This is a genomic window from Candidatus Hartigia pinicola (assembly GCA_020541205.1).
GTDB classification, from domain to species: domain Bacteria; phylum Pseudomonadota; class Gammaproteobacteria; order Enterobacterales; family Enterobacteriaceae; genus Hartigia; species Hartigia pinicola.
The window spans coordinates 979,015-1,002,076 of the sequence record CP048208.1; the positions used below are offsets into that span (position 1 = coordinate 979,015).

Annotated in this window: 6 protein-coding genes; 4 read left to right on the forward strand and 2 right to left on the reverse strand. The window is 25.1% G+C overall.

Features of this window, described 5'->3' with window-relative positions; all coding sequences use genetic code 11:
- Positions 1 to 314 precede the first annotated feature (314 nt).
- The 4 genes from prfA (at position 315) to ychF (ending at position 7,496) form a co-directional block, all read left to right on the forward strand.
- Positions 315 to 1,412: a peptide chain release factor 1 gene (gene prfA / locus GFV14_RS01830; protein ID WP_457914635.1), complete on the forward strand. Its 1,098-nt coding sequence runs from the start codon at positions 315 to 317 to the stop codon at positions 1,410 to 1,412.
- Positions 1,399 to 2,229 carry a peptide chain release factor N(5)-glutamine methyltransferase gene (gene prmC, locus GFV14_RS01835; protein WP_457914636.1) on the forward strand — a complete coding sequence of 277 codons (831 nt, stop codon included), beginning with the start codon at positions 1,399 to 1,401 and terminating at the stop codon, positions 2,227 to 2,229. The genes prfA and prmC overlap by 14 nt, the downstream gene beginning before the upstream one ends.
- Before the next feature lie 725 nt (positions 2,230 to 2,954).
- A complete protein-coding gene (kdsA, locus tag GFV14_RS01840) occupies positions 2,955 to 3,809 on the forward strand; it encodes a 3-deoxy-8-phosphooctulonate synthase (RefSeq protein ID WP_457914637.1) in 855 nt (284 codons plus the stop codon).
- A 2,595-nt stretch (positions 3,810 to 6,404) separates the two neighbouring features.
- Entirely contained in the window at positions 6,405 to 7,496 is a 1,092-nt protein-coding gene (ychF, locus tag GFV14_RS01845) for a redox-regulated ATPase YchF (RefSeq protein WP_457914638.1), read from the forward strand.
- Between the two features lie 3,268 nt (positions 7,497 to 10,764).
- On the opposite strand, the gene GFV14_RS01850 is transcribed toward ychF, so the two are convergent.
- Positions 10,765 to 11,496 carry a DNA translocase FtsK 4TM domain-containing protein gene (locus GFV14_RS01850; RefSeq protein ID WP_457914639.1) on the reverse strand — a complete coding sequence of 244 codons (732 nt, stop codon included), beginning with the start codon at positions 11,494 to 11,496 and terminating at the stop codon, positions 10,765 to 10,767.
- A gap of 4,811 nt (positions 11,497 to 16,307) precedes the next feature.
- A complete protein-coding gene (locus GFV14_RS01855) occupies positions 16,308 to 18,035 on the reverse strand; it encodes a proline--tRNA ligase (protein WP_457914640.1) in 1,728 nt (575 codons plus the stop codon).
- Between the last annotated feature and the right edge of the window lie 5,027 nt (positions 18,036 to 23,062).

Here is a 23,062-nt window from a genome sequence, read left to right on the forward strand (position 1 = left end):
GAGTTGCGTTCCTAATCTGTAGTTTTTATAATTTACACTTATAGAAAAAGAATAAAAATCTATGAGAGAATGACTAAATTAGCATTAACAGAAATGGGACTAAATTAGCATTAACAGAAATGGGACAGAGTACTGATTCTGAATAAATTATTACATTATTGATTTAAATATTGACTAACTTTTTAAGTTATTCACTGGTAACATTACCAATCAAATGATTGTGGTATAGTGATTTAGAATGTTTATAGTTGCTTAGATACAGATTGGAGTTAATTGTCATTAACCAACATTTAATTATAGGTCTGATATAACTAATGAAGCCTTCTATTGTTGTAAAGCTAGAAGCATTACAAGAACGCTATAAAGAACTTCAAGCACACCTAGCTGATGCAAGTGTAATTTCTGATCAGGGGCGTTTTCTTGCTTTATCAAAAGAATATTCTCAATTAGCAAATGTGTCACAATGTTTTAGTGCATGGTGTAGTGTTCAGAAAGATATCGAAACAGCAGAAATGATGCTAGATGACCCTGAAATGAAAGAAATGGCTCAAGAAGAGCTAAAAAATGCAAAAGTACGGAATCAAGACTTTGAACAGAAATTAAAACTGCTGTTACTGCCTAAAAACTCTGATGATGAATATAATTGTTTTCTAGAAATTCGAGCTGGTTCAGGTGGTGATGAAGCTTCTATTTTTGTGGGTGACTTATTCCGTATGTACAGTCGCTTTGCAGAAGCTAATCACTGGAATATAGAGCTGATGAATACTAGTGATGGTGAACGCGGTGGTTTTAAGGAAATTATTGCAAAAGTTTCTGGTGATCGTGTATATCAACGATTAAAGTTTGAGTCTGGTGGGCATCGAGTTCAGCGTATCCCTGAAACTGAATCGCAAGGGCGTATTCATACTTCAACATGTACTATCGCTGTACTTCCTGAACTGCCAAAATCTGATTTACCTGAAATTAGTTCTGTAGATATACGCATTGATACATTCCGTTCATCTGGTGCTGGGGGGCAACACGTTAATACTACAGATTCAGCAATTCGTATTACCCATATTCCAACGGGGATTGTTGTTGCATGTCAGGATGAGCGCTCGCAACATAAGAATAAATCAAAAGCAATGTCTGTATTAGGTTCCCGTATTCGTCAAGCAGAAATAAATAAACGACAATTAGTAGAAGCATCTGAACGTCGAAATCTTTTGGGTACAGGAGACCGCTCTGATCGTATCCGTACTTATAATTTTCCTCAAGGACGAGTAACGGATCATCGTATTAACTTAACGCTTTATTGTTTGAATGAAATTATGGAGGGAAAATTAAACACTTTAATTCAGCCGATTATTCAGGAATATCAAGCTGATCAATTGTCTGTATTCTCTGAGAAAAAAACTAATGAAATACAGTGAATGGATCAACTTCGCAGTAGAAAAATTGCTAGCTAGTGATAGCTCAAAACGTGATGCTGAAATTTTGCTTCAGCATGTGACTAGGAAAAGTCGTACTTTTATTTTTGCATTCCCAGAAACTGAGATTAATATAAAGGAAGAAGTTAAACTTGCATTATTGTTACAGCGTCGTGAATTAGGAGAACCCATTGCTTATTTAATTGGTGAGCGTGAGTTTTGGTCCTTGCCTTTCTACGTGTCATCTGCTACCTTAATCCCACGTCCTGATACTGAGTGTCTTGTTGAACAAGCACTCGCTCGTTTACCAAAATACACTAGTCGTGTTTTGGATCTTGGTACAGGAACAGGGGTAATTGCATTAGCTATTGCTTCTGAATGTCAAAAAAGTAAAGTTGTTGGTCTTGATTTTAATTTTGATGCAGTATCTTTAGCACTGAAGAATCAGCAACGTCTTGCAATCAATAATGTACATTTTTTACAAAGTGATTGGTTCACATCACTGTCAGGTCAATATTTTGATATAATTGTAAGCAATCCTCCTTATATTGATAAAAAAGATTGTCATTTACAGCAAGGTGATGTAAGATTTGAACCTTTGACTGCATTAGTGGCGGATAAACAAGGCATCTCTCATCTATCACATATTATAGATAAATCAAGATCATACTTAAAATCTAAAGGTTGGTTACTTGTCGAGCATGGATGGCAGCAAAGCGTTAAAATTCATAAATTATTTAAACATTATGGATATAAAAATATTGAAAGTTGTCAAGATTACAGTGGTCAAGACAGAATTATACTTGGTCAATGGTATTGATTCATTGAAATAAAATAGCAATATAAACTATCAATATACTTTATATCGAAGATATTATAATAATTTCTTCTCTTTATTAAGTAGATGAATCTTTTGATAAAAATTAAATTTATATGCAAGTGAATATTCAAGTGTTCGTTTAATTAAATTGCTTGATGTAATTAACTAATATCAGAGTGATATTTTTATAAAATAATAACATTTAGTTAAGCAGTGAAGATTTTTTGTGATCAATTATCATTCAGAAAAATTAGTTTCTGTACATTATCTAATATTCTTTAGTACGATAAGATATTAATATATAAAAAATATAATACACTAGTTTACTGAATGTTACTTTTATCTATATTTTAAAAAAATTAAAAATCAATATTAAATATGTTATTTCTCAACTCATTTTTATTATTAATTAAACATAATTTTTACAATTTTTTTATTTATCTCTTGAGGAGGTGAGATATTTCTTATAATAAGTTGTCTTTTTTTTAGCTGAAAAGTAGTGGATTGAAAAAATCCTTACACAATCCGTTATTATGAATAAATTCTATTAATTTATAATGCAATGATATTCAGTTATTGAAGTTATTTTAATTCAACATAATCTGGAAAATCTTATTTCTAAAAAAGATTTTAGATTCAGTTATATTATATTAGCTATATAACTCTTTAGTATTATATACATTTCTCTAGAGAAAGCAATCTCTCTTGATATAAAAGGTAATAGTATGCAACAAAAAATAGTTAGCATTGGTGATATAAAAATTGCAAATAATTTACCTTTTGTGCTTTTTGGTGGAATAAATGTTCTTGAATCCCTCGATATGGCAATAAGAGTGTGCGAGCATTATATTAATATTACACAAAAGTTGTGTATTCCTTATGTGTTTAAAGCTTCTTTTGATAAGGCTAATCGTTCATCCATTCATTCATATCGCGGTCCAGGCCTTAATGAAGGAATGAAAATTTTTCAAAAATTGAAAAAAATTTTTGGCGTTAAAATTATTACTGATGTTCATGAACCATCTCAAGCAAAACCTGTATCTGAAGTAGTCGATATTATTCAATTACCAGCATTTTTAGCTCGTCAGACTGATCTTATTTTAGCGATGGCTAAAACAGATGCTATTATTAACATCAAAAAACCACAATTTATTTGTCCAACGCAAATAATTAATATTGTTGATAAATTTATAGATAGCGGAAATAATAAAATAATTTTATGTGAGCGTGGTGTTAATTTTGGATATGATAATTTAGTCGTTGATATGCTAGGTTTTAGTATCATGATGAAAGCATCAAAAGGTTGCCCAGTAATTTTTGACGTCACGCATTCATTGCAATGTCGTGATCCGTTTAGTGCCATTTCTAATGGTCGTCGTAATCAAGTGACTGAATTAGCAAGAGCAGGAATGGCCGTAGGTTTGGCTGGATTATTCCTTGAAGCTCATCCAGATCCTGATAATGCATATTGTGATGGTTCATCAGCATTACCTCTTGATAAATTAGAGTCTTTCTTAAGACAAATTAAAGCAGTTGACGACATAGTTAAGAGTCTTCCTGAATTAAATACTAGTCATTGATTTTTTTTCTTATAAAACTAAATTATAACATAATAATATTTTAGTTTGATTATAGAATCTTTATAACAAAATTTAAATAAATGATACTGATAATAGTTTAGTCAGTTTAATGCTAATAGTATGCTAATATATGGTTTTAATTAATTATCAATAATACAAAGATAATTATATTCAAAGAATAGTAGTTATATAAGTAGTGATCTAATCAGGAAAAATTTAAGTATAAATTTATAGTATGTATATTACGTTTATATCAGTTCCCATGTCAAAGTTTATATTTTGAAAATTTTATATACATAGGATTTGAGTGAAAAATATATGTAGGATTATATCGTTAAATAAAAATTTATTTTTATTTTAAAAAATTTTACTATTATAAATTAATGAGTATTATTAAAAATATTTATAAGCTCTACAAGCTTGATAATTATAGAGCACACAAATAATATAGATTATATCAAAATTTTTTGAGCATTATTTATATTCACCACTTTAATACTATAAAGGTGCTTTGTTGTGAGACATTATTAGTTTTAAGTGCTACAAAGTTTTATTATTTTAAGTATAAACACTACAACTTTATCAATGTGTAAAATAATTTTATGCGATTTTATGAACACACGATAAGAACTATATAATTTTTTAATAACTAGCACCAAGACCCGATGTAATTTTATAAGTATTTTATAATTATGTTGGTATTTTTAAAAAATTTTTCAGAGATTTATATTATATTCACATTAGGAGTTTTATTCAATAACAATAGCTTATGATCTTTTATCATTTATTTTAAACTTATCTATAATATATTTAATTACTTTTAAAATAGTCGTTTATTTGTTGCAAGGTATTAAGTAAATGGATTTGTATTATTTTAAGTAGTGATTGATTAATATGAGTTAAGATGGATATTAAACAGTATGTAAAATAGTAGCGCTAAATCTAATAACACTCAACATAATTTTATTATCCAGTCAAAGATGACTTAATTTAATCTAGAATTATATTCTAGAGTAAAAGATCGTTCAATGCATTATTTACTTTTGTTTTTGGTAATTTCTAAAAAGCTAGCAGAGTAATCATAAGCGTTGATATTATTCTCACAATAGTTCATTACTAAATTATTAAGCTTCATACTTGCGAAGGCTCTTTGACGGATTGAAAATCATTTATTTTCTCAGCTGAGAGTACACTAAAAACAATCAGTTTAAGCTACATTCTTTGTCAATATCCAGTTCATTATAACCAATATAAATTAATTTAATTTTAATCACTAATGAATACATATATTAATGAATAGTTGTTTTTACAGTATTAGCGCATTACTTTTTAAGTAGCCGTTGATGAACCTAATCCAATAACTAGTAATCTTTCATTATTTAAATTGTTATTGATATTCTATGATGTAATTGGAGTTCTTTCGTTTTATATCTAGAACATTTAATATAACTTAGTATTGTTTACTCGTTTATTTATTAGTTTAGTATTTAGGGTTTTAATGTATTTTACAACATATATGTATTGACTATTCTGTTTGCGTGATAGACGTTAAATATAATATTAACTTGTAGAGTGACGAAAGTACTATTAACTAACAGACACTCTCATATTTTTAGAATAACTAAATAGACTAGTGTTAAATAAATCATATATAATAGAAAAAAATAAGAATTACAGTTTATGTAGTATTATATATTGAAAAATAAAAAATAATAAATACTAGATTACAAATTAAAGAAGAGTATCAAAAAATATCTTTAGTTTTTTTAAATGTGAGTACATTATCTTTTTAATTAACTGAACACATGGTTTGCAACAAAATTTAATAATTACATTTAATATTATAGAATGTATTGCAATTTTGTTATATAAATGCTTTCATTTAGTATGTGATAAAATTATATGTATATATGTTATACTTATCATAATTATCTGCTAACACATATTTCATACCTGAAACTCTTTTTGTTCAAGAGGAAAGTTATGAACAATCTTCTTCGAGCCTTAATGTGACGTTTGATAAATAGAAATTATGATATATTATATTAAATATAAGAAAAATTTTATTGATATCATAGTATGTTGATTAAATATATTTGATGTAAGAACTAGTGCATACATAATTAAAACAGTTTTAATGGTATTTTGAAGATTTTTAATATGTCCTTATCTAATCACATTGTAGTATTTTTCTAGCAGAATTGATTCTATTTATGCTATTTGAAAAATTTAAAATCGTCATGTAGATTTTTATTGTTAATTTGATCACTAAAAACAGGATTACTATAAATTCACTCTCAGGAACATATCAGTTTGAAAATTCCTCAGACAGATTTATTTTATAAAATTCCTTTTAGTTTTGTTTAGTGAGTAATGCAGTATTCAATGTATTATGATATTGTTTAACTTATATTATTACTATAGTCTTTTTTCTTACTTCGATATGATAAATTAAATATAATAATATTTAAAAATATTATCAATCAATTGTTAGCGTTGATTTTATAAAAATGAACTTTTATGTATAAGTAATGGTATTTTTTCAAGATGTAATAGTAAAGCTTCCCTAACTCTTATTATTGAGGTAATGGATATATGGGTTTTAAATGCGGGATCATTGGTTTACCTAATGTAGGTAAGTCTACCTTATTAAATGCTTTAACTAAAGCAGGCATCGAAGCAGAAAACTTCTTTTTTTGTACAATTGAACCGAATATAGGTGTTGTAACAATACAAGACTCACGCCTCAAACAATTGGCTGAAATTGCAAAACCACAACGTATTATACCGACTACGATGAAATTTGTTGACATTGCAGGTCTGGTAAAAGGTGCATCTAAAGGTGAGGGATTAGGTAATCAATTCCTTTCTCACATTCGTGAGACTGAAGCGATTTGTCATGTTGTTCGCTGTTTTGAAAATGATCATATTATTCACATTTCTGGCCAAGTTAATCCAGAAGAAGATATTGAGATTATTAATAATGAGCTAATAATGGCTGATCTTGATACTTGCGAACGTGCTATTTTTCGAATGAAAAAATGCATAAAAAGTGGTGATAAAGGTGCTAAAGAAAAATTAAAAGTTTTAGAGAAATGCTTACTTCACCTTGAACAAGTAGGAATGCTACGTATTTTAAACTGTAGTAAAGAAGAAAAATCAATTATACGTTATTTAAGTTTTTTAACTCTCAAACCAACAATGTACATTGCAAATGTTAATGAAGATGGCTTTAAAAACAACTTATACTTAGATGCGGTCTATAAAATTGCTGAAGAAGAAAGCTCTATGGTTGTTCCTGTTTGTGCATCTATTGAATCTGATATTACTGAATTAGATGATACAGATCGTGATGAATTTATGCTTACTCTTGGAAATAAAGAGCCATGCCTTAACCGTGTGATCCATGCAGGTTATGATTTATTAAGCTTACAAACTTATTTCACTGTTGGAGTCAAAGAACTGCGTGCTTGGACAATCTCTATTAATTCAACAGCACCAGAAGCTGCAGGTAAAATCCATACTGACTTTAAAACAGGTTTTATCCGCGCGCAAGTTATTGCATTTAATGATTTTATTAAATTTCATGGTGAGAAAGGCGCTAAAGAAGCAGGAAAAATGCGTATAGAAGGTAAAGATTATATTGTTCAAGACGGTGATATATTGAACTTTTTATTCAATGTATAAGCGGATATGCTTATATTGTATACCAATATAAAACTTTATCTAATAATATAAAATAAAATTTATTAAATGACATAAATATCATTTTATAATATTTAACTATATTCTACAAGATCTTAATAGAGAGTTAAGTCTCATAGAATATACCTATGACGGTAGTTTAAACTAAAACACTCATATTATATATACTAAATATAGATATGTGTACATTTTTTTAAAAAAAGAGTTATATGTTATTTATAAAGATTAAAACGGTATCAACTTCTGTTTTCGTTAAATTTTTTAAATATGATAAAAGATGCATTTGTTAAAGTTTAAAAAATCCAGATATTAATTTAACTTTAATAGTAGATTACTATAAGTATCTTACATCTATTATGTAAATGATTTTATTGTAACAGATTTTCTTTTATTTAGATGAAATTAATTATGTTATAGATAATAGATAGTTAACTTATCACTGATGAATATATGTTTATAATGAGATATTATGTTAGCGATCTTTGCGCAATCTAATTATAGATTTCTCGTTAAAGAATAAAGATGTATTACCTGAGTGTTTTATTTATTTTTTTTACTCTGTTCATATGTAGTGTATCTGTTGTTATTTTTCATGCAATAATAAAAATAATACTTAGATATAATAAACTTAGTTTACTTATTAAGAGCGTTTCTAGAGCATTGCATGAGGATATTTTAGATTGTATTTCTTTTAAATCTAAGATCAGATTAATAGCTATTTTCATTTTGAATTATAATCACGCTCATGCGGTGATTGTATGTTTTTTGTTTTCCAAAATAACTTATAGTTAATTATTATTAAAGTTATTTGATATCCAATCTATATATAAAAATATGGTTTTTCGAGCATATAAAGATTAGAATTTGTAAATGTCATTAAAGTTTCTTATAACTAGTTGTCTTTTATATTATCGTATAAATATTAAGATACTTCAGTGGTTTTTATTTAAAAATAAGTTACTTTTTGACAATCTTTTGTGAAGTTTTAAAATACAATATAAACAAGCAATTTATTTTATACAATTCAATAGTTTTTAGTAGATGATTTTTACTATTACGCAATTTTCATAGAACTATTTTTAAGAACGAATAGTTTCTATTTCTGTTCATGTCAGTATTGAATGATAAATTTTAAATAAATCAATTTACTACAAGTGATCACCATACTTAAGTATATGACATTAAATAATTTATTTTTAAAGAAATACATGTTTCATGACGATGATTAGAAAATAATATTTACAAGTTTATTTAGAATTTTTACTTTTATTATTTTATGTATCTTATTAGAATAATAAAAGAAAATAACAATAAAATTAGTTAAAATATTTCAAGAAGTTGCATTTTCATTTCTTACCAAGTAAAAATATATTTTTATACAAAATCGATATACATGAAGTATTTTGTGAACTTCGGTGTATATTGACACGTGATTTCTAGTAAAATATTCTGTAAAAAAATTTTTCACTTAGAATGCTATACATGACGAATTGAAATTTTTAGGAAGAAATAACGTAAAAAAACTAAGACTAACAATTGATTGAGTATTGTTATGATATTATTATACAACATAATGCTATTGCGAAGAAGTGGAAAAGTATTCTATTTTAATATTTTGAAGAGTGTTTAGATTTAGTGTATTTTTAATCAAATACACCTCACCTTAACAATTTAAGGTGTGGAAATTGTACTGATTACGTTATCGTTATCTTAATAAGAGTTTACAATATAATAGTATAAACTATTTGAAATGTATTTTATCATAGTCTTTATCTTCTAAGATATTTTTTAAGAACTCTAGTAATTTTTGTATAAACTCAAGTGATTAATATGCTTTAGAAGTTATTTTACGTATTATGGTTGGAAGTTCATAAAGTTAATTTTAGGTGTTTAAAACGATTTATAATTTATGCTTTTAGCAATTTTTTATCTGAATAATAATTTTTTTAGAAATCGAATTTATATTTTTAATGTTTATCTCATCTGTCCTGACAGAAGTTTTTTTGATATTCAATAATTATCGAGATAGGTATTAGTAATTATATTTATGTTAATTTTTTAAGGCTTAAAATCATCACATATAAACACTATTTCTGAGAAAATCATTGTGGTATTTTCCACTGAAAATCGATGATCAGTATATATAGCAAGCAGATGCATTGAATATACAATAAATTCCTGAGGAATGTGTGCGTTTTAGAGTATCAAAAAGCATGCAATTTACTGAAACATTTTACAGCAATATTATTAACATAGATATTTCTTATTTCGTTAAGCGTAAATAAAATAATAATAATCAAAATAATAATAATCAAAAAGATTGTATTCCACTTGAATAATGTTTAATTTTTTTAAATATTCTATCTCTGCTTATTTAATTTTCTATTCTATACAATGAATCCCATCTAATAATTATTATTTATTATTTCATTAAAATAGACTACATCAAACTACTAACTTAAGATGTTCCATAATAAAATTAGAAAATATTAAATATTTATCATCTGTATTTATAATTTTTATATATCAATCAATAAAAGAAGTCTTAATAATTTAATTACTCATAGCGGTAGATAAGTTAAAATTATTTACATTAAAAATGAGTATACTAGAAAGGAGTCATTTTAGAGAGTCAACCTGTGCTAGCTCAATAGTTCTTGAACTGAGAGTATATTACAACATTTATTTATGAAGATACATTAGAACTATATTTTTAGTTAAAATACTTTTTTTCATTAAGTACGTGTTAATAAAAGATATGCTTTCACTAATTAGAGTAATGTTAGCGTTATAGAGTCAGTTCTCGTTCTGATCAATCAGAACGAGATATAATATGAATTTTTATTACAGTGTTATTTATTTAAGTATTGCAGCATTTAGTGTTTCCTACATACCAAAAATTACTAATTACTAAAATTTATTTTTTCAGAGTGTATATAAGAGCATGTTAATTATATAGAGCACAATCAGTATCCAGTATGTAGAACTAGGTAATTAGATATTTTTATCTTGATTTTTAAAAACTTTATTATATAGAGCACTCTGATCATTATTAGGCACTTATAAAGTGATCACTTTTTCTTTAGATAAAAATACGATTAAATATTGCAAATTTAGTTTTAAGTTTTAGCACACCTGATATGGTTAGTCATGCATTGTAGTGGTTTTTAATGATTTTTATTCTAAGTATTGATTGGCTACAAGATCTTATCTTTATAGTTCTTTATGCATTAATACTGCCTACAGAATATCAGGAATCTTCTTTGTTAAAATACATTTTATTATTAGTTTGGTGCTCAGATTTTTGTGATTTTTTCAGCATATGCTCAGTTTTTTTTACATCATACTGACTAATGTTATTACGATTAGATCGATTTCTTGTCAAGTTAATAGGAAACGAAATTATAGCAGCGATTTTCTCGGAAATAGTCAACCATGATAAACCAGTAAGTAATGTAAAACCAATTAACAACAGTAATAATAATGTTAGCGTAGCATTGAAAGAATTACACCATCTCAAGATAAGATTACTGAAGATACTGCCAATGACACCACCAGAAGAAAAATGTGGCAAATCATTAAAGTGAATTTCAGCTAACCCACAAGAGGACAAGATGAGTGACAGACTGCCAATTAGATGTGATGAGAGAGAAAAGAAGTCAATATAATTTCGCTGATTTACATGATAGTAAATTATCCAATACCCAAATAATAATAGCGGTGGTATAGAAAATGCAACAATTCCAAAAGCTGAAAAAAGAATATCTGCACTCCATGACCCTACATTACCCCCTAAATTTTTTATTGTTGTATTCCATGTTGTTTGTGACCAGCTGGGATCTGAAGATGTAAAACTCATTAATGCAATCATAAAAAAAATAGTATTCAAACCAATAACAATAAAAATAACTTTAAATATTAGTTGTTTACTAATGAATTTTTTAAATTGAATGTATTTATGTTGTATATATTTTTTTCTCATTACTATTTCTTTTGTATGCTAATATTCTACTAATCTATGTAATAGTGCAGTTAATTATATTGAAAATAACAATAAAAAATATTGTTAAAGATTATTTTAGTATTAATATTTTTCTAAACATCTTAAAGATTCGATAAAAAATTAAGTTACTATAGATAGATTAATAATTAGTATGTTCTTTTAATAATGTAGATTCAATGTGTATTTAATATTTACAGATTTAATCTTTATAAATTTAATATTCAGAAATTAAAACTGTAAGTTATTATTATAAAAATATTTTCAGAAAAATATAGAAAAATTAACGTTAGTTTTAAAAATATATCTGAAGAATAGAAAATTTCAAAACGTGTGACGATTTAACACCAAACTCATTTAAGTTTAATGCGTACAGAATATGTATTTTTGTAACAAAAACATATTTTTTATAGAAAGAAGATTATTAAAGATGTTCGTATTTATTTATGAGTAAAATATTTTATTTTTATTTATTTTTGTAGAAACTGAATACTTACAAGTATCATTCATATTTTTCAGATAAAGAATAGTCTTTCAAAATAGATTATGATAAGTGAAGTGAATATATTAAAGAAATACACATTATCAAGAGATAGTCGCAATATTTAGAAAAGTAATAATTTTGAATTGGTTTATGTTTTTAAACGACGAATTAAATTATTTAAAACATGCGGTGCATAAAAATTTAAGCTGATCTTAATCAAAAAAGTAATAGATTAAGATAACTGTGCTTCAGTAGAAATATGTAGAATGAATAACATGCCATCTTTCTAATTAATAATTTGTTTTAAATTATTGATTTCATTATAAAAATATATTTAAATATCTCTGACTGAGCAATACGTCAGATTTCTGTGGTCTGTAAAACATATTTTCAATATAATTAAAATTTTTTTTGTTAAATATTTTATATCTTTGTTTGTAACTATTCTTTTATACTTATAAAAATAAAACCATTGTTATATTTTATATACTTCAACATTAATATTTAGGAAATAAACTGATGATAATTACTTATATGTTAAGTTACAAATGTTAGATTATTAGCTTTTTAATAAGAATAAGTACTCATTAATTTCAGTTAGCGTTCTAGATCGTGAACACTTAGATAGGTTTTTAAAAAAATAGATTCCAATTCTTGAATTAAGTAAATAAAATTAATAAAAATTTTTAGAAAAAGTTTGTTCTATTTTGATTTAAAATAAGCCTTAGATCTGATACAGTACTATAACTTTATTTATGATGTAAGAATTTGATTATAATATTAATAATTATTCTGTGTCATATGAAAGTCTGACTCAAATCTAATTCGTACTTTAAATTGCTATCTTTAATCTTTTAATTTTTTATAATTTTATCATCTATACTTTTAATATTACATACAATGTATTTATGAACATAATAATACATAAAAATTATGCTTTTGGGTGTTGTAACAACTTTTACTGCTGATATAATTTACCTTTCTCAAGAAAACTGAGTGTAATACTGATCATTGAGATGGAAAAGTGATAAATAAAACAATACAACTTATTCTCAGCACTATCTTATTAACCTCTGAAGACAAAATAAATTATAAGATTAATAAATCATATATATTAGATCATACAATGATGTTTACGATCGCAAATATTTTACATTATATGAATATAATTAAGATTATATAATGATCATCTTATGTATTTAAAAATACATGTTTGTAACATACTTTAATTCTTATAATAAAAATTATATATATTATACTAATTTTCTCTTAAAATCTTTTAAAAATATGATGTTTCTGTAAATTCAGTGCTCATTTTCTCTTTTATGTTAAACAATGATTGTTATTAATAAAGGACAATTTTATTTTAATTACTCTTTTATATTTTTAAAAAAAATATTAAAATGTATTTTATACACTCGCAAGTGTTAGAAAAAATTCATCGAATATACTTATCTGATGTATAAAGTACCAAATGATCACATTTAATGTTGATCGTACTCCTCGAAGTTTACATAAAGTATTAAAAAAACTAATACTGTAGTAAAAGTATTCGTAGCATCATGTAGACACATAAGAAATAGAAAAAACTAACAGTAATATTACTGTTATGTATTATTATGATACATAACTTAAACACATGATTTTTAATGACTGAGTTAATTTATAAAATATATGATTTTATAATATTTATGAATTTATTAGATATTGCATCAAGACTCTTGTATGCTAATGTTTTTTCCTAATTCTGACAAGATTAAGTGCTAGTGATACTATATTGAATTTGTTATTTTTGATATAGTTGAATATTTCAAATACAGTAGTTTTTTATGAAAACTATATCTCACCCAAGTTTTATTTATTATTGTGATATTAAAAAAATCAATATCTTCTCGTAAAGAGAAAAGAAGTTTGAAAAATGAATGTTACATCAATTAAAAGACTCTTTTAAAAAAAGATTAAATACTGAAGTCTGTAATCAGTCTCAATCGATTAATTTAACACTATCTTTTAGCATCAAGATAGTTCAGATGATTATTTTATATTTTTAGGTATTATTACTAAACGGATATCGTAATCCCGTACAAACTGCATATTATTAGCAGAAACAATAAGCATAAAACTATAAAATTAGTACTCATGCTTTCCTAATTAATAGATTAGAAAACATTATTTTATATTTGTATTACATATAAACAATATTCTGTTTAATAATACTCTTCTAACATTCAACGTATTATCTATAACATAGATAACTGATTTCATTATTTATTCACCAAAGTTATTGTAGTAATACGAATTTCTTAATTTTAACTAACTTCTGATGTTTTATTACTATCATAGTTGACGATTTTGCGTATTTTAATCTATATTTTTAATATTATATAATATCTTAATATAAATTAAGGATGTTTTTACATTATCTTTTCGTTAAGATTAATTAGTGAAGATTTTAATAATTTTTTGATATATATATTTTAAAACTCCGCTAGCCAAAGGAAATAAAAATCCTCTAACCTACCTAGAGGCTACTCAATAAGTAGGTGTTATACATATTGAAAATTTATGGATTTAAGAGGTTCTGCATTGTGGTTGATCATTTCTAGTAACGATAAGATATATGTTATACTAACTAATACGATAAACTGAGTATGCAAGAATTATTTTATATTATTTTACTGCGTTCATTTAGTTATATTACTATCATGTAAGTGTCCTAGAATAGGGTTTTCTCTAGTTAACATACTAAATATTTTCATTATACAATCCGTTTTATTCTCTAGCTATATCTCATTATTAAACAAGTTGACTTGTCGACTGAATGCAATATTTAAATTACAATATTTTTGCAGTATAACAATCTTAATTTTCAATACTTATAATGATATGACGAACAATACTAAAAATTAAACTTTTAGAGATCAAGTTTATTTCTTTAGTATTGCGAAGATTTTACTGTAAAGTTTTGTGTGATCACGAAAAGAATAACTATATTTTGTATTTTATATTATATACAACGGATTTTAAGTGAGAAATGTAAACTATTTTAATTGTCATGCTAGATTGATAAAATTTATAGTTAAAAACACTTATAGTGCAGTGTATTCAAGTGACTTTATGAGATGTTTTATTTAACTTTAGGGAGTATCTGTAGTCCTGTTATTCTATTTATTTACAAAATATATGTAATATATTAGTGGTTAGATATATTAAATATGTTCATCAGAATTAGTTCACTGTGCGTGGGAGTATTTTGTTTTACTAAGTTTGTTCTACTTAATTAACAGTTAATATTGATTGTTAAGAATTATTATATTTCTCTTCATTGAGAATCAAAATTCTATTTTAATAACATTATTACCAATGGGAATGAATAGTATTGTTTAAAATGATTAAGCTCATAAAGAGAATTTTATTATCTGTTTTTTATTAGGATTATAATAACAATTTGATACGCAAAAGATCATTTCAATCAAAATCGTTGTGCAGTTTCAATTTTTGTAGTTTTATTTTTTTGAGGTAAATAATTTACTTATTTTCAATATTGAATCCTGATTATAAAGATACTTGAGCTGAAACTGAGTGATATAATCAGTATAATTTCTCTGGATTAAAAATATTTACAGTATTTTAGTCGATTCTAGTAAAGAAAAGTCATTGTTATTTTTAAATAATCTTTAGATTTGATTGAGAGAACAATAAAATGCACTATATTGAATGAATAGATGTCTAGTATATTCATTAGGTAATCTACAATATATCATCAATAAATCTATAGATGTATGTATAACTAGAAATAAAATAATTTGTAAGGGTAGGTGTTAACATAAAAACTATTACATCAAGTTTTATAGTTATTGCAGGAAAGTAATTTTAAAAATCAATAATTAAAATCTTTAAAAGATCAACTCAAAGTAATATCTTATGCTAGATAACAATACTATAATTTTATAAAAATATATTAAGTATGCTATGAGATCATTTAAGATTATTAAGATTTTTTGATTAGTGATGCACGTTACTAACTTTATGATGATCTTGAATACAAAACAGCTAACATTAATTAGTTTTATTACATTTCTTAAAAATATACGATAAATGTCAATATTTTATTGAATAACATGACAAATTCGAGTAACAAGTATTACTTTTTAAAAATAGTCTAATTTATTAGCTGAAATTTATTGAGTGATTATATTTGTACTTTTATTTATATTTATAATAATTAAAATGGTATATACTTAACAAGTAAACATATCTTTTTTTCTGTAATGCTCATTGTATAATTTTATATTTTATGAAGAGATACTTAATTGGTGCTCTTAGAAAGCGTCTCTGTTAAAAAATTTACAATATTCTCAAGAAGAATAAATATACTTTCATTATTTCGGCGGGATTTATATTCCACTTGATTGTTGTCTAGATTGCGATCACTAATAACAACAATATATGGTACACCAATGAGTTCTAAATCAGAAAACATTACACCAGGGCGCTCTTGACGGTCGTCTAAAATGACGTCAATATTTTGTGCTTTTAAATTATCATAAAGCTGCTCTGCGACTTTTTTAATACGGTAAGATTTATACATATTAATTGGTAAAATCGCCACGCAAAATGGTGCAACTGCATCTGACCAAAGAATACCTCGATCATCATGGTTTTGTTCAATAGCTGCTGCAACAATACGAGTCACGCCAATTCCATAGCAACCCATGGTGACGATTTGGTTATGACCTTTTCTATTTTGTATAAATACCTGCATAGATTGTGAATATTTTGTACCTATTTGAAAGATATGTCCCACTTCAATACCACGTTTGATAAATAATGTACCTTTATTGTCGGGACTGGGATCACCATTAACGACATTACGTAAATCGAAGGTTTCTGGCTGAGGTAAATCGCGTTCCCAGTTAATTCCAAAATAGTGCTGACCATCAATGTTTGATCCAGCAACAAAATCACTCATCACTGCAACACTATGATCAATGATAATAGGTAATTGAATATCTATAGGGCCTAATGAATTCGAAGTGATATTAATAGTATTTATAATTTCTTCTTTAGAGGCAAATTTTAGTGGGTTTGCAATCAATGAGTGTTTTTCTGCTTTAACTTTATTAAGTTCATGATCGCCACGAACTAATAAAGCTACTAATATGTGGCCCGAATATTTTTTTGCATGAACAATTAGTGTTTTAACAATTTTTTTGATAGGTAAATTAAATTTTATCACTAGCTCGAGAATAGTGTTGACGTTAGGCGTATTAACAAGACGCAACTCTTCAGTTGGTGTTAAGCGTGATCCAAATGGCGTACTAGCTGCTACAACTTCGATATTAGCTGCAAAATCAGAGCATGTTGAAAAGACAATATTATCTTCACCGTTTTGAGCCAGCACTTGAAACTCATGGGATTTACTACCTCCCATAAAGCCTGTGTCTGCTAATACTGAATGGAATTTTAAGCCAATACGAGTAAAAATATTATTGTAAGCTTTATACATTAGATCATAAGTTTCTTGAAGCGATTCTTGTGATGCATGGAAAGAATATGCATCTTTCATAATAAATTCACGTGAGCGCATAATTCCAAATCGAGGACGAAGTTCATCACGAAATTTCTTTTGAATTTGAAATAAATTAATTGGCAATTGTTTATATGAAGTAATTACATGACGCACTAAATCAGTCATTAATTCTTCATGAGTTGGACCTAAAACGAAACAACGCTTACCGCGATCAGTAAAACGTAGTAATTCTGGACCATATTCTTCCCAACGACCACTCTCGTGCCAGAGATCTGCTGGCTGGACTATAGGTAAAGAAACTTCAATAGAACCTATATTTTCCATTTCTTCACGAATAATATTTTCGATTTTGCGCAAAACGCGGACACCCGTTGGTAGCCAATCATAAAGACCAGATGCAAGTTTACGAATCATGCCTGCTCTAACCATCAATTGATGACTAATTACGTCAGCATCTGCAGGAGTGTCTTTTAGAGTTAGTAATAGATATTTAGTAGTACGCATTATATAGATTCCATTAAAAGAACTAGTTGATGGTAAAACAAATATTGTTATATCAATCCAGACTTAAAACTAATAATATAAAAATATAATTTATCAGAAAGAGTAATTTTAAGAAAAGATGAAGCAATTTTCATGAATGTCAATTGTTAAAGTATTTATATAATATTATGTATACTTTTTTACAGAAGATTAAATCACGTAAATCAACGATGTAATAACATATTGTTATTAAGAACTTTTTTACAATTAATAAGCTATTATTTGGCTATAGATCTATTTTTAAATATTTTTAAACGTTATATATATTTAATATAACTAATTAAGTAATGAGAGTTTAATATCAAAATTTGATTGAAGAATATGTCAACACAGTAAATCAATTGTGATTCACAACTAAAATGCACCCGTTATCTCGCTAGATATTGATGCATATGAGATGTTTTATGCACCGTTATATATCATCAAAATTGTTTGTGACAGAATATGTTTTTAAATATTTTTTAGAAAAATCATTATATATTAATAGATAAAATCTGGAGATATCAGACTAAACTTATACTCAAGAAAATTTAACAATCCATTTGGTACTGTGTATATCAAAACTTATTTAACAATGCATGCAATTTTTTATTTTTGATATTCAAAAGAGTTAATAATAAAAAGATGGATTATAAATGATGTTTGTATTCAGCTAAAAATTTTAATATCAAAAAATTATTACAGTAAATAAAATTTAAGATTGATACGATATAATTTCAGTAATGATATAAGCGATTCATTATACAATGATATTGTATTTATTTTGACCTAATCTAATATTATTAGGTAGATGATTATTCAGATTATTATTTAGTTTTTATTTCATGATTTACTGAACCGATAGTAGAAAAAACATAAAATTGAATATTATTTGTATGAAAAGTTATTAGAAAGCTACAGGATTCATTCTCGTAATAAGCTTTGTCTGAATTAATCAACAAATAGAGCTTTAACTCTACAGTAAAGATGTAATAAATTCTATTTAGTGATATCTTATCAATACTTAAAAAGTATTACTAAGATAGGTGATGTATTTTTTATCTGTTCACTAATAAATATGATATACTTTTTACTCAACATACTTCTTAATAATACTAAGGCTTTGATTTTAGATAGTAATTAATACACATTAAATAAGTGCTCATGATTTTTTTTATTGCATTATTAACTTTTAGATTGAAATTTTACCTTTCTTGTTTAATAGCATATAGCATTTTGATATAAATTTAAGTTTTCTCATATATCTCACTTTTTCTTTGTCTATTTTTAGATTTCAAATATATTATGATGCGCATGAACTATTATCAGATTGATTTCATCAGCGTGAAACTATTGTGACTTACGTAGTAATCGATAAGCACATTACTATAATAACAACTTAAAGTTTCTGTATGCAATATAAGTGCTCAACTAAATGTACTTAATTATAAAGTTATTATGCAATAACAGTGTTGTTTCGTTCAAGCTGTATAATAAGTGAATCACTGTCACTACTAACGATAAAAAATTAATAATATTAAGTCATTTGAGAGATATCTTCTAATGATTTTAAAAGTGCAGTGTATATTTTATATTTTATTTTATTGTATTAAATAAAAGGCTGAAAGTTTACATTTAGTAATTTTAGATGTATTGTAAAATCATTAAATAACTCGATAAATATGCTCTAATATTAATATTTCGCGCAGACATTTACTTAATTTTCATTATATATATGCAATTTATTGATAGTCTTTTATGAATTCTCTTAAATATGCTGAAAATAAATTTATTTAATAAAGGCTAATTTATTGTTTTTGATTATTCTAACGAGAAAATTGAAATACTATTTGAGAATGATAGTGCTTCTTCTCAACTATCATCAACTAAACAATGATTTACATACTTTAAATTTAGTAAAATAATACTGATTATATTACGTAATTTTAATTCAAGAATCTTTTTAATCGGGATTGTATATTGATTATAAACAATCTATTATCTTCTTTAAAGATACAATAATAGCGGTTAATGCTGCAAGCACTTTAAAGTTAAATAATCTTTTTAGATATTAGATTATGCTCATGATGTTTACGAAAACATAGATACAATTTTCCTAATGATATTAAATAACTTTAAAAAATACTATTGACATTAAATCAAGAAAAAATTTTTTTAAACAAAAAATGTTGACTACTCAGTAGAGTAGGAAAAGATAAAATTGTTAAAAAGTAATACTTATTTCTAGTTCAGAAACTTTAAACAAGTAAAGTAAAATGCTTTTTTAAGCATTATAAGAAATTTTAAAAATATTTTTAATAAGAATGAACAAAGCAATAACTTCTTTTATAGAATTGCATTCAGTATAATAAAATATTCTACACTTTTTGTATTGATCATTTTTTTCTAAACATAAAAATTAATATTTTCAATATACGTTATTATGACTCCTAAGATTATCTAATGCATAAACATGACGACAAAACTTAGATAGATTACATCTATCTCACTAAAAAATACTTTAGTATATAATAAGAATGAAAATATATCTCTTATAACTATCAGTATACATAGTAATTCAAAAAACATCTCTTAATGATGTAGATGCTACCGGTTCCATTCACGAAATTTCATGTTGATAAAGTTGTGAAGTCTATTTCTTGAATAGGTGATGAATAACACTGTGTAGCTCTATTACTTAATCAACACTTTTAAAGTCTGTTGATATTAAATTAATTTGAGTTATTTTTACTAAACTAGTAGTGTATATAGCGATCTAATTAATATAATAGATATCATCGTAAATAAAGCGTACACTATTTCATGATTAAACTTTAATCTTATTATGTAATAACTATACTATAAATTCTACATAAATCAAATAAAAAATAAAGTATATTATCAAGCATATAAAATATTTTATTAGTTATAAAAAATGAATAACGCTATATTATTAATATAAAAGTCCATATTAAAAAAATGTTTTATAAATTTTCTATATTTAGTATTTAATAAGATTATTTAATAACAATATTTATTTTACATCATACTATACTTATTGTGTGCAATAAAATATTAATTTTATTGCATATGAGTGTTTTCATATTCATCCATAAGATTATAATACAATATGTTTTTCAAAAATATTTCACTGGTATAACTGTAATACATGAATATATATTGCATACAGAAACAAGAAAGTATTTTTGATGCAGTTTAAACGCTATTAATATTATTTTTTGTCCCAAACAACCTTTTTAAGGTAGAATAGAAAAAACTTAAATATCTATCTCAGTATATCATTTAACAACTAAAGCTTTTTACTAATATTATATCTGTTCACTAGTTTTTTAAATATTCTTAACGATGGTAAAATTAATTATTACGAATGATTATGTTCATTTATAGATTCTCTTACTGACAATTATTGTGTTTACTACATATTTTTTAAAATACTACTTACCAGTTTTACTTTTCTTCTTACAATTGATCTTTCTTGAGCTTTTAAGACTAATCGATGATACTCCTAATTTAGGATGCAAACTAAGAATCTAGGCTCATTGACAATTACTTTTTAAAAGATATAGAAATATATAAAACAACTAATATATTCTAGCTTCTAGAAAGAAATTGAGTTTTCAATTGTTAAGAACAAATACTTACATTCATTGTAGTATTTTTTTTGATTCATTTTAATATTATAGATTTTGTAAATAACAAAAGATATATCAAGCAATGACAGTTTTAAAATATTATGAAAGATATTTATCTGTATTTAATTCTCAGTGAGTTTTAGTATGATTTTATAAGAGTTTACAATCACTTACTAAGATGTATAGCAATAGTTGCGTTCATTAATATTTAGGTGATTAGTGCTGCTATTACATTAAAATTTACTACGCGGGTTACGATAGTTTAATCTTCATCAAGAAAATAGCATTTTTGTATATATACATCTACAATGTATTGAATTCCAAAAAAAATTAGCAAAAAAGCCAATTGTAAAAATTTGATATTATATCGAAATATTGTATGATATTGAGTAATAAAGCAGAATTGAAATTTAGAAAGGCAATAACAATAACAACAATAAAAAATTCATAACTTACTTAAATTGACAAGTGTCTCGAGTAAGAAGTTAAGTATTGAGTTAATTCATAAATAAAATAAAAAAATCCATATCAGTTATGGCTCGCTAAATATGGAACGTAATATTATCAAAAGAATATAAATTTCTACCATGCGTTAAAAATTTAATTTTCTTAATCTTTTTAAAAGACATATTTAATACTAATCTTTAAAAAATGATAATGAACTATTTTACATGTAATATTAATGAGTACCATTATTTCTGTATTCTATATAGAAAATTATCAAAGCGAATACTAAATAATATTCTAAATGATCTGTATTTTTAGAAGAAAATATAAAATATAGATTAGTAAATATCAGGGAATGATTCAAATATTAGATTTATTAAGATTCAATTTCTGAACTAAATATTAATATTAATGTTAATTTTTAGCGTTATCGTTTCTTACATTTAAAAATAAAAGCTTATTTTAACTAGTTTTTTTATTAAACAGCTATAACAATAAACTATTGTTAGTCATTAAGTTTTCTTAGGATAGTTTGTTATTATTTTGTCGCCTAATGAATATCACAAGATATTGCAACACATAAAGAATTGCATAAGTTAAAATGCAGATCAGAAATCACCGTTAATTTTCAGTACTTTATAATATATAATTATGTTTATTTTCAACATTAAGTAATGATTATAATGAATCAATTTAAAACTTTTAAGATAAATAGCATAATTTTATAGGTTTAAGAAATTAACACTATGTTTTAGTAGAAGATAATAAAGTAAAAAGCTACTGTTATTCTAAAACATTTTATTTTTATTAAAAGTTTTTTTGTAAAAATACATGATTTACTGAGTAGATATGTCTTAGATATATTCTAAATAATCAAGTATAATGATGTATAAATTTTCATATATATTT

What these genes read in the sequence shown, in the direction of transcription:
- prfA (WP_457914635.1), top strand. Translation starts at nt 315, where the DNA reads ATGAAGCCTTCTATTGTTGTAAAGCTAGAAGCATTACAAGAACGCTAT.
- prmC (WP_457914636.1), top strand. Translation starts at nt 1,399, where the DNA reads ATGAAATACAGTGAATGGATCAACTTCGCAGTAGAAAAATTGCTAGCT.
- kdsA (WP_457914637.1), top strand. Translation starts at nt 2,955, where the DNA reads ATGCAACAAAAAATAGTTAGCATTGGTGATATAAAAATTGCAAATAAT.
- ychF (WP_457914638.1), top strand. Translation starts at nt 6,405, where the DNA reads ATGGGTTTTAAATGCGGGATCATTGGTTTACCTAATGTAGGTAAGTCT.
- GFV14_RS01850 (WP_457914639.1), bottom strand. Translation starts at nt 11,496, where the DNA reads ATGAGAAAAAAATATATACAACATAAATACATTCAATTTAAAAAATTC.
- GFV14_RS01855 (WP_457914640.1), bottom strand. Translation starts at nt 18,035, where the DNA reads ATGCGTACTACTAAATATCTATTACTAACTCTAAAAGACACTCCTGCA.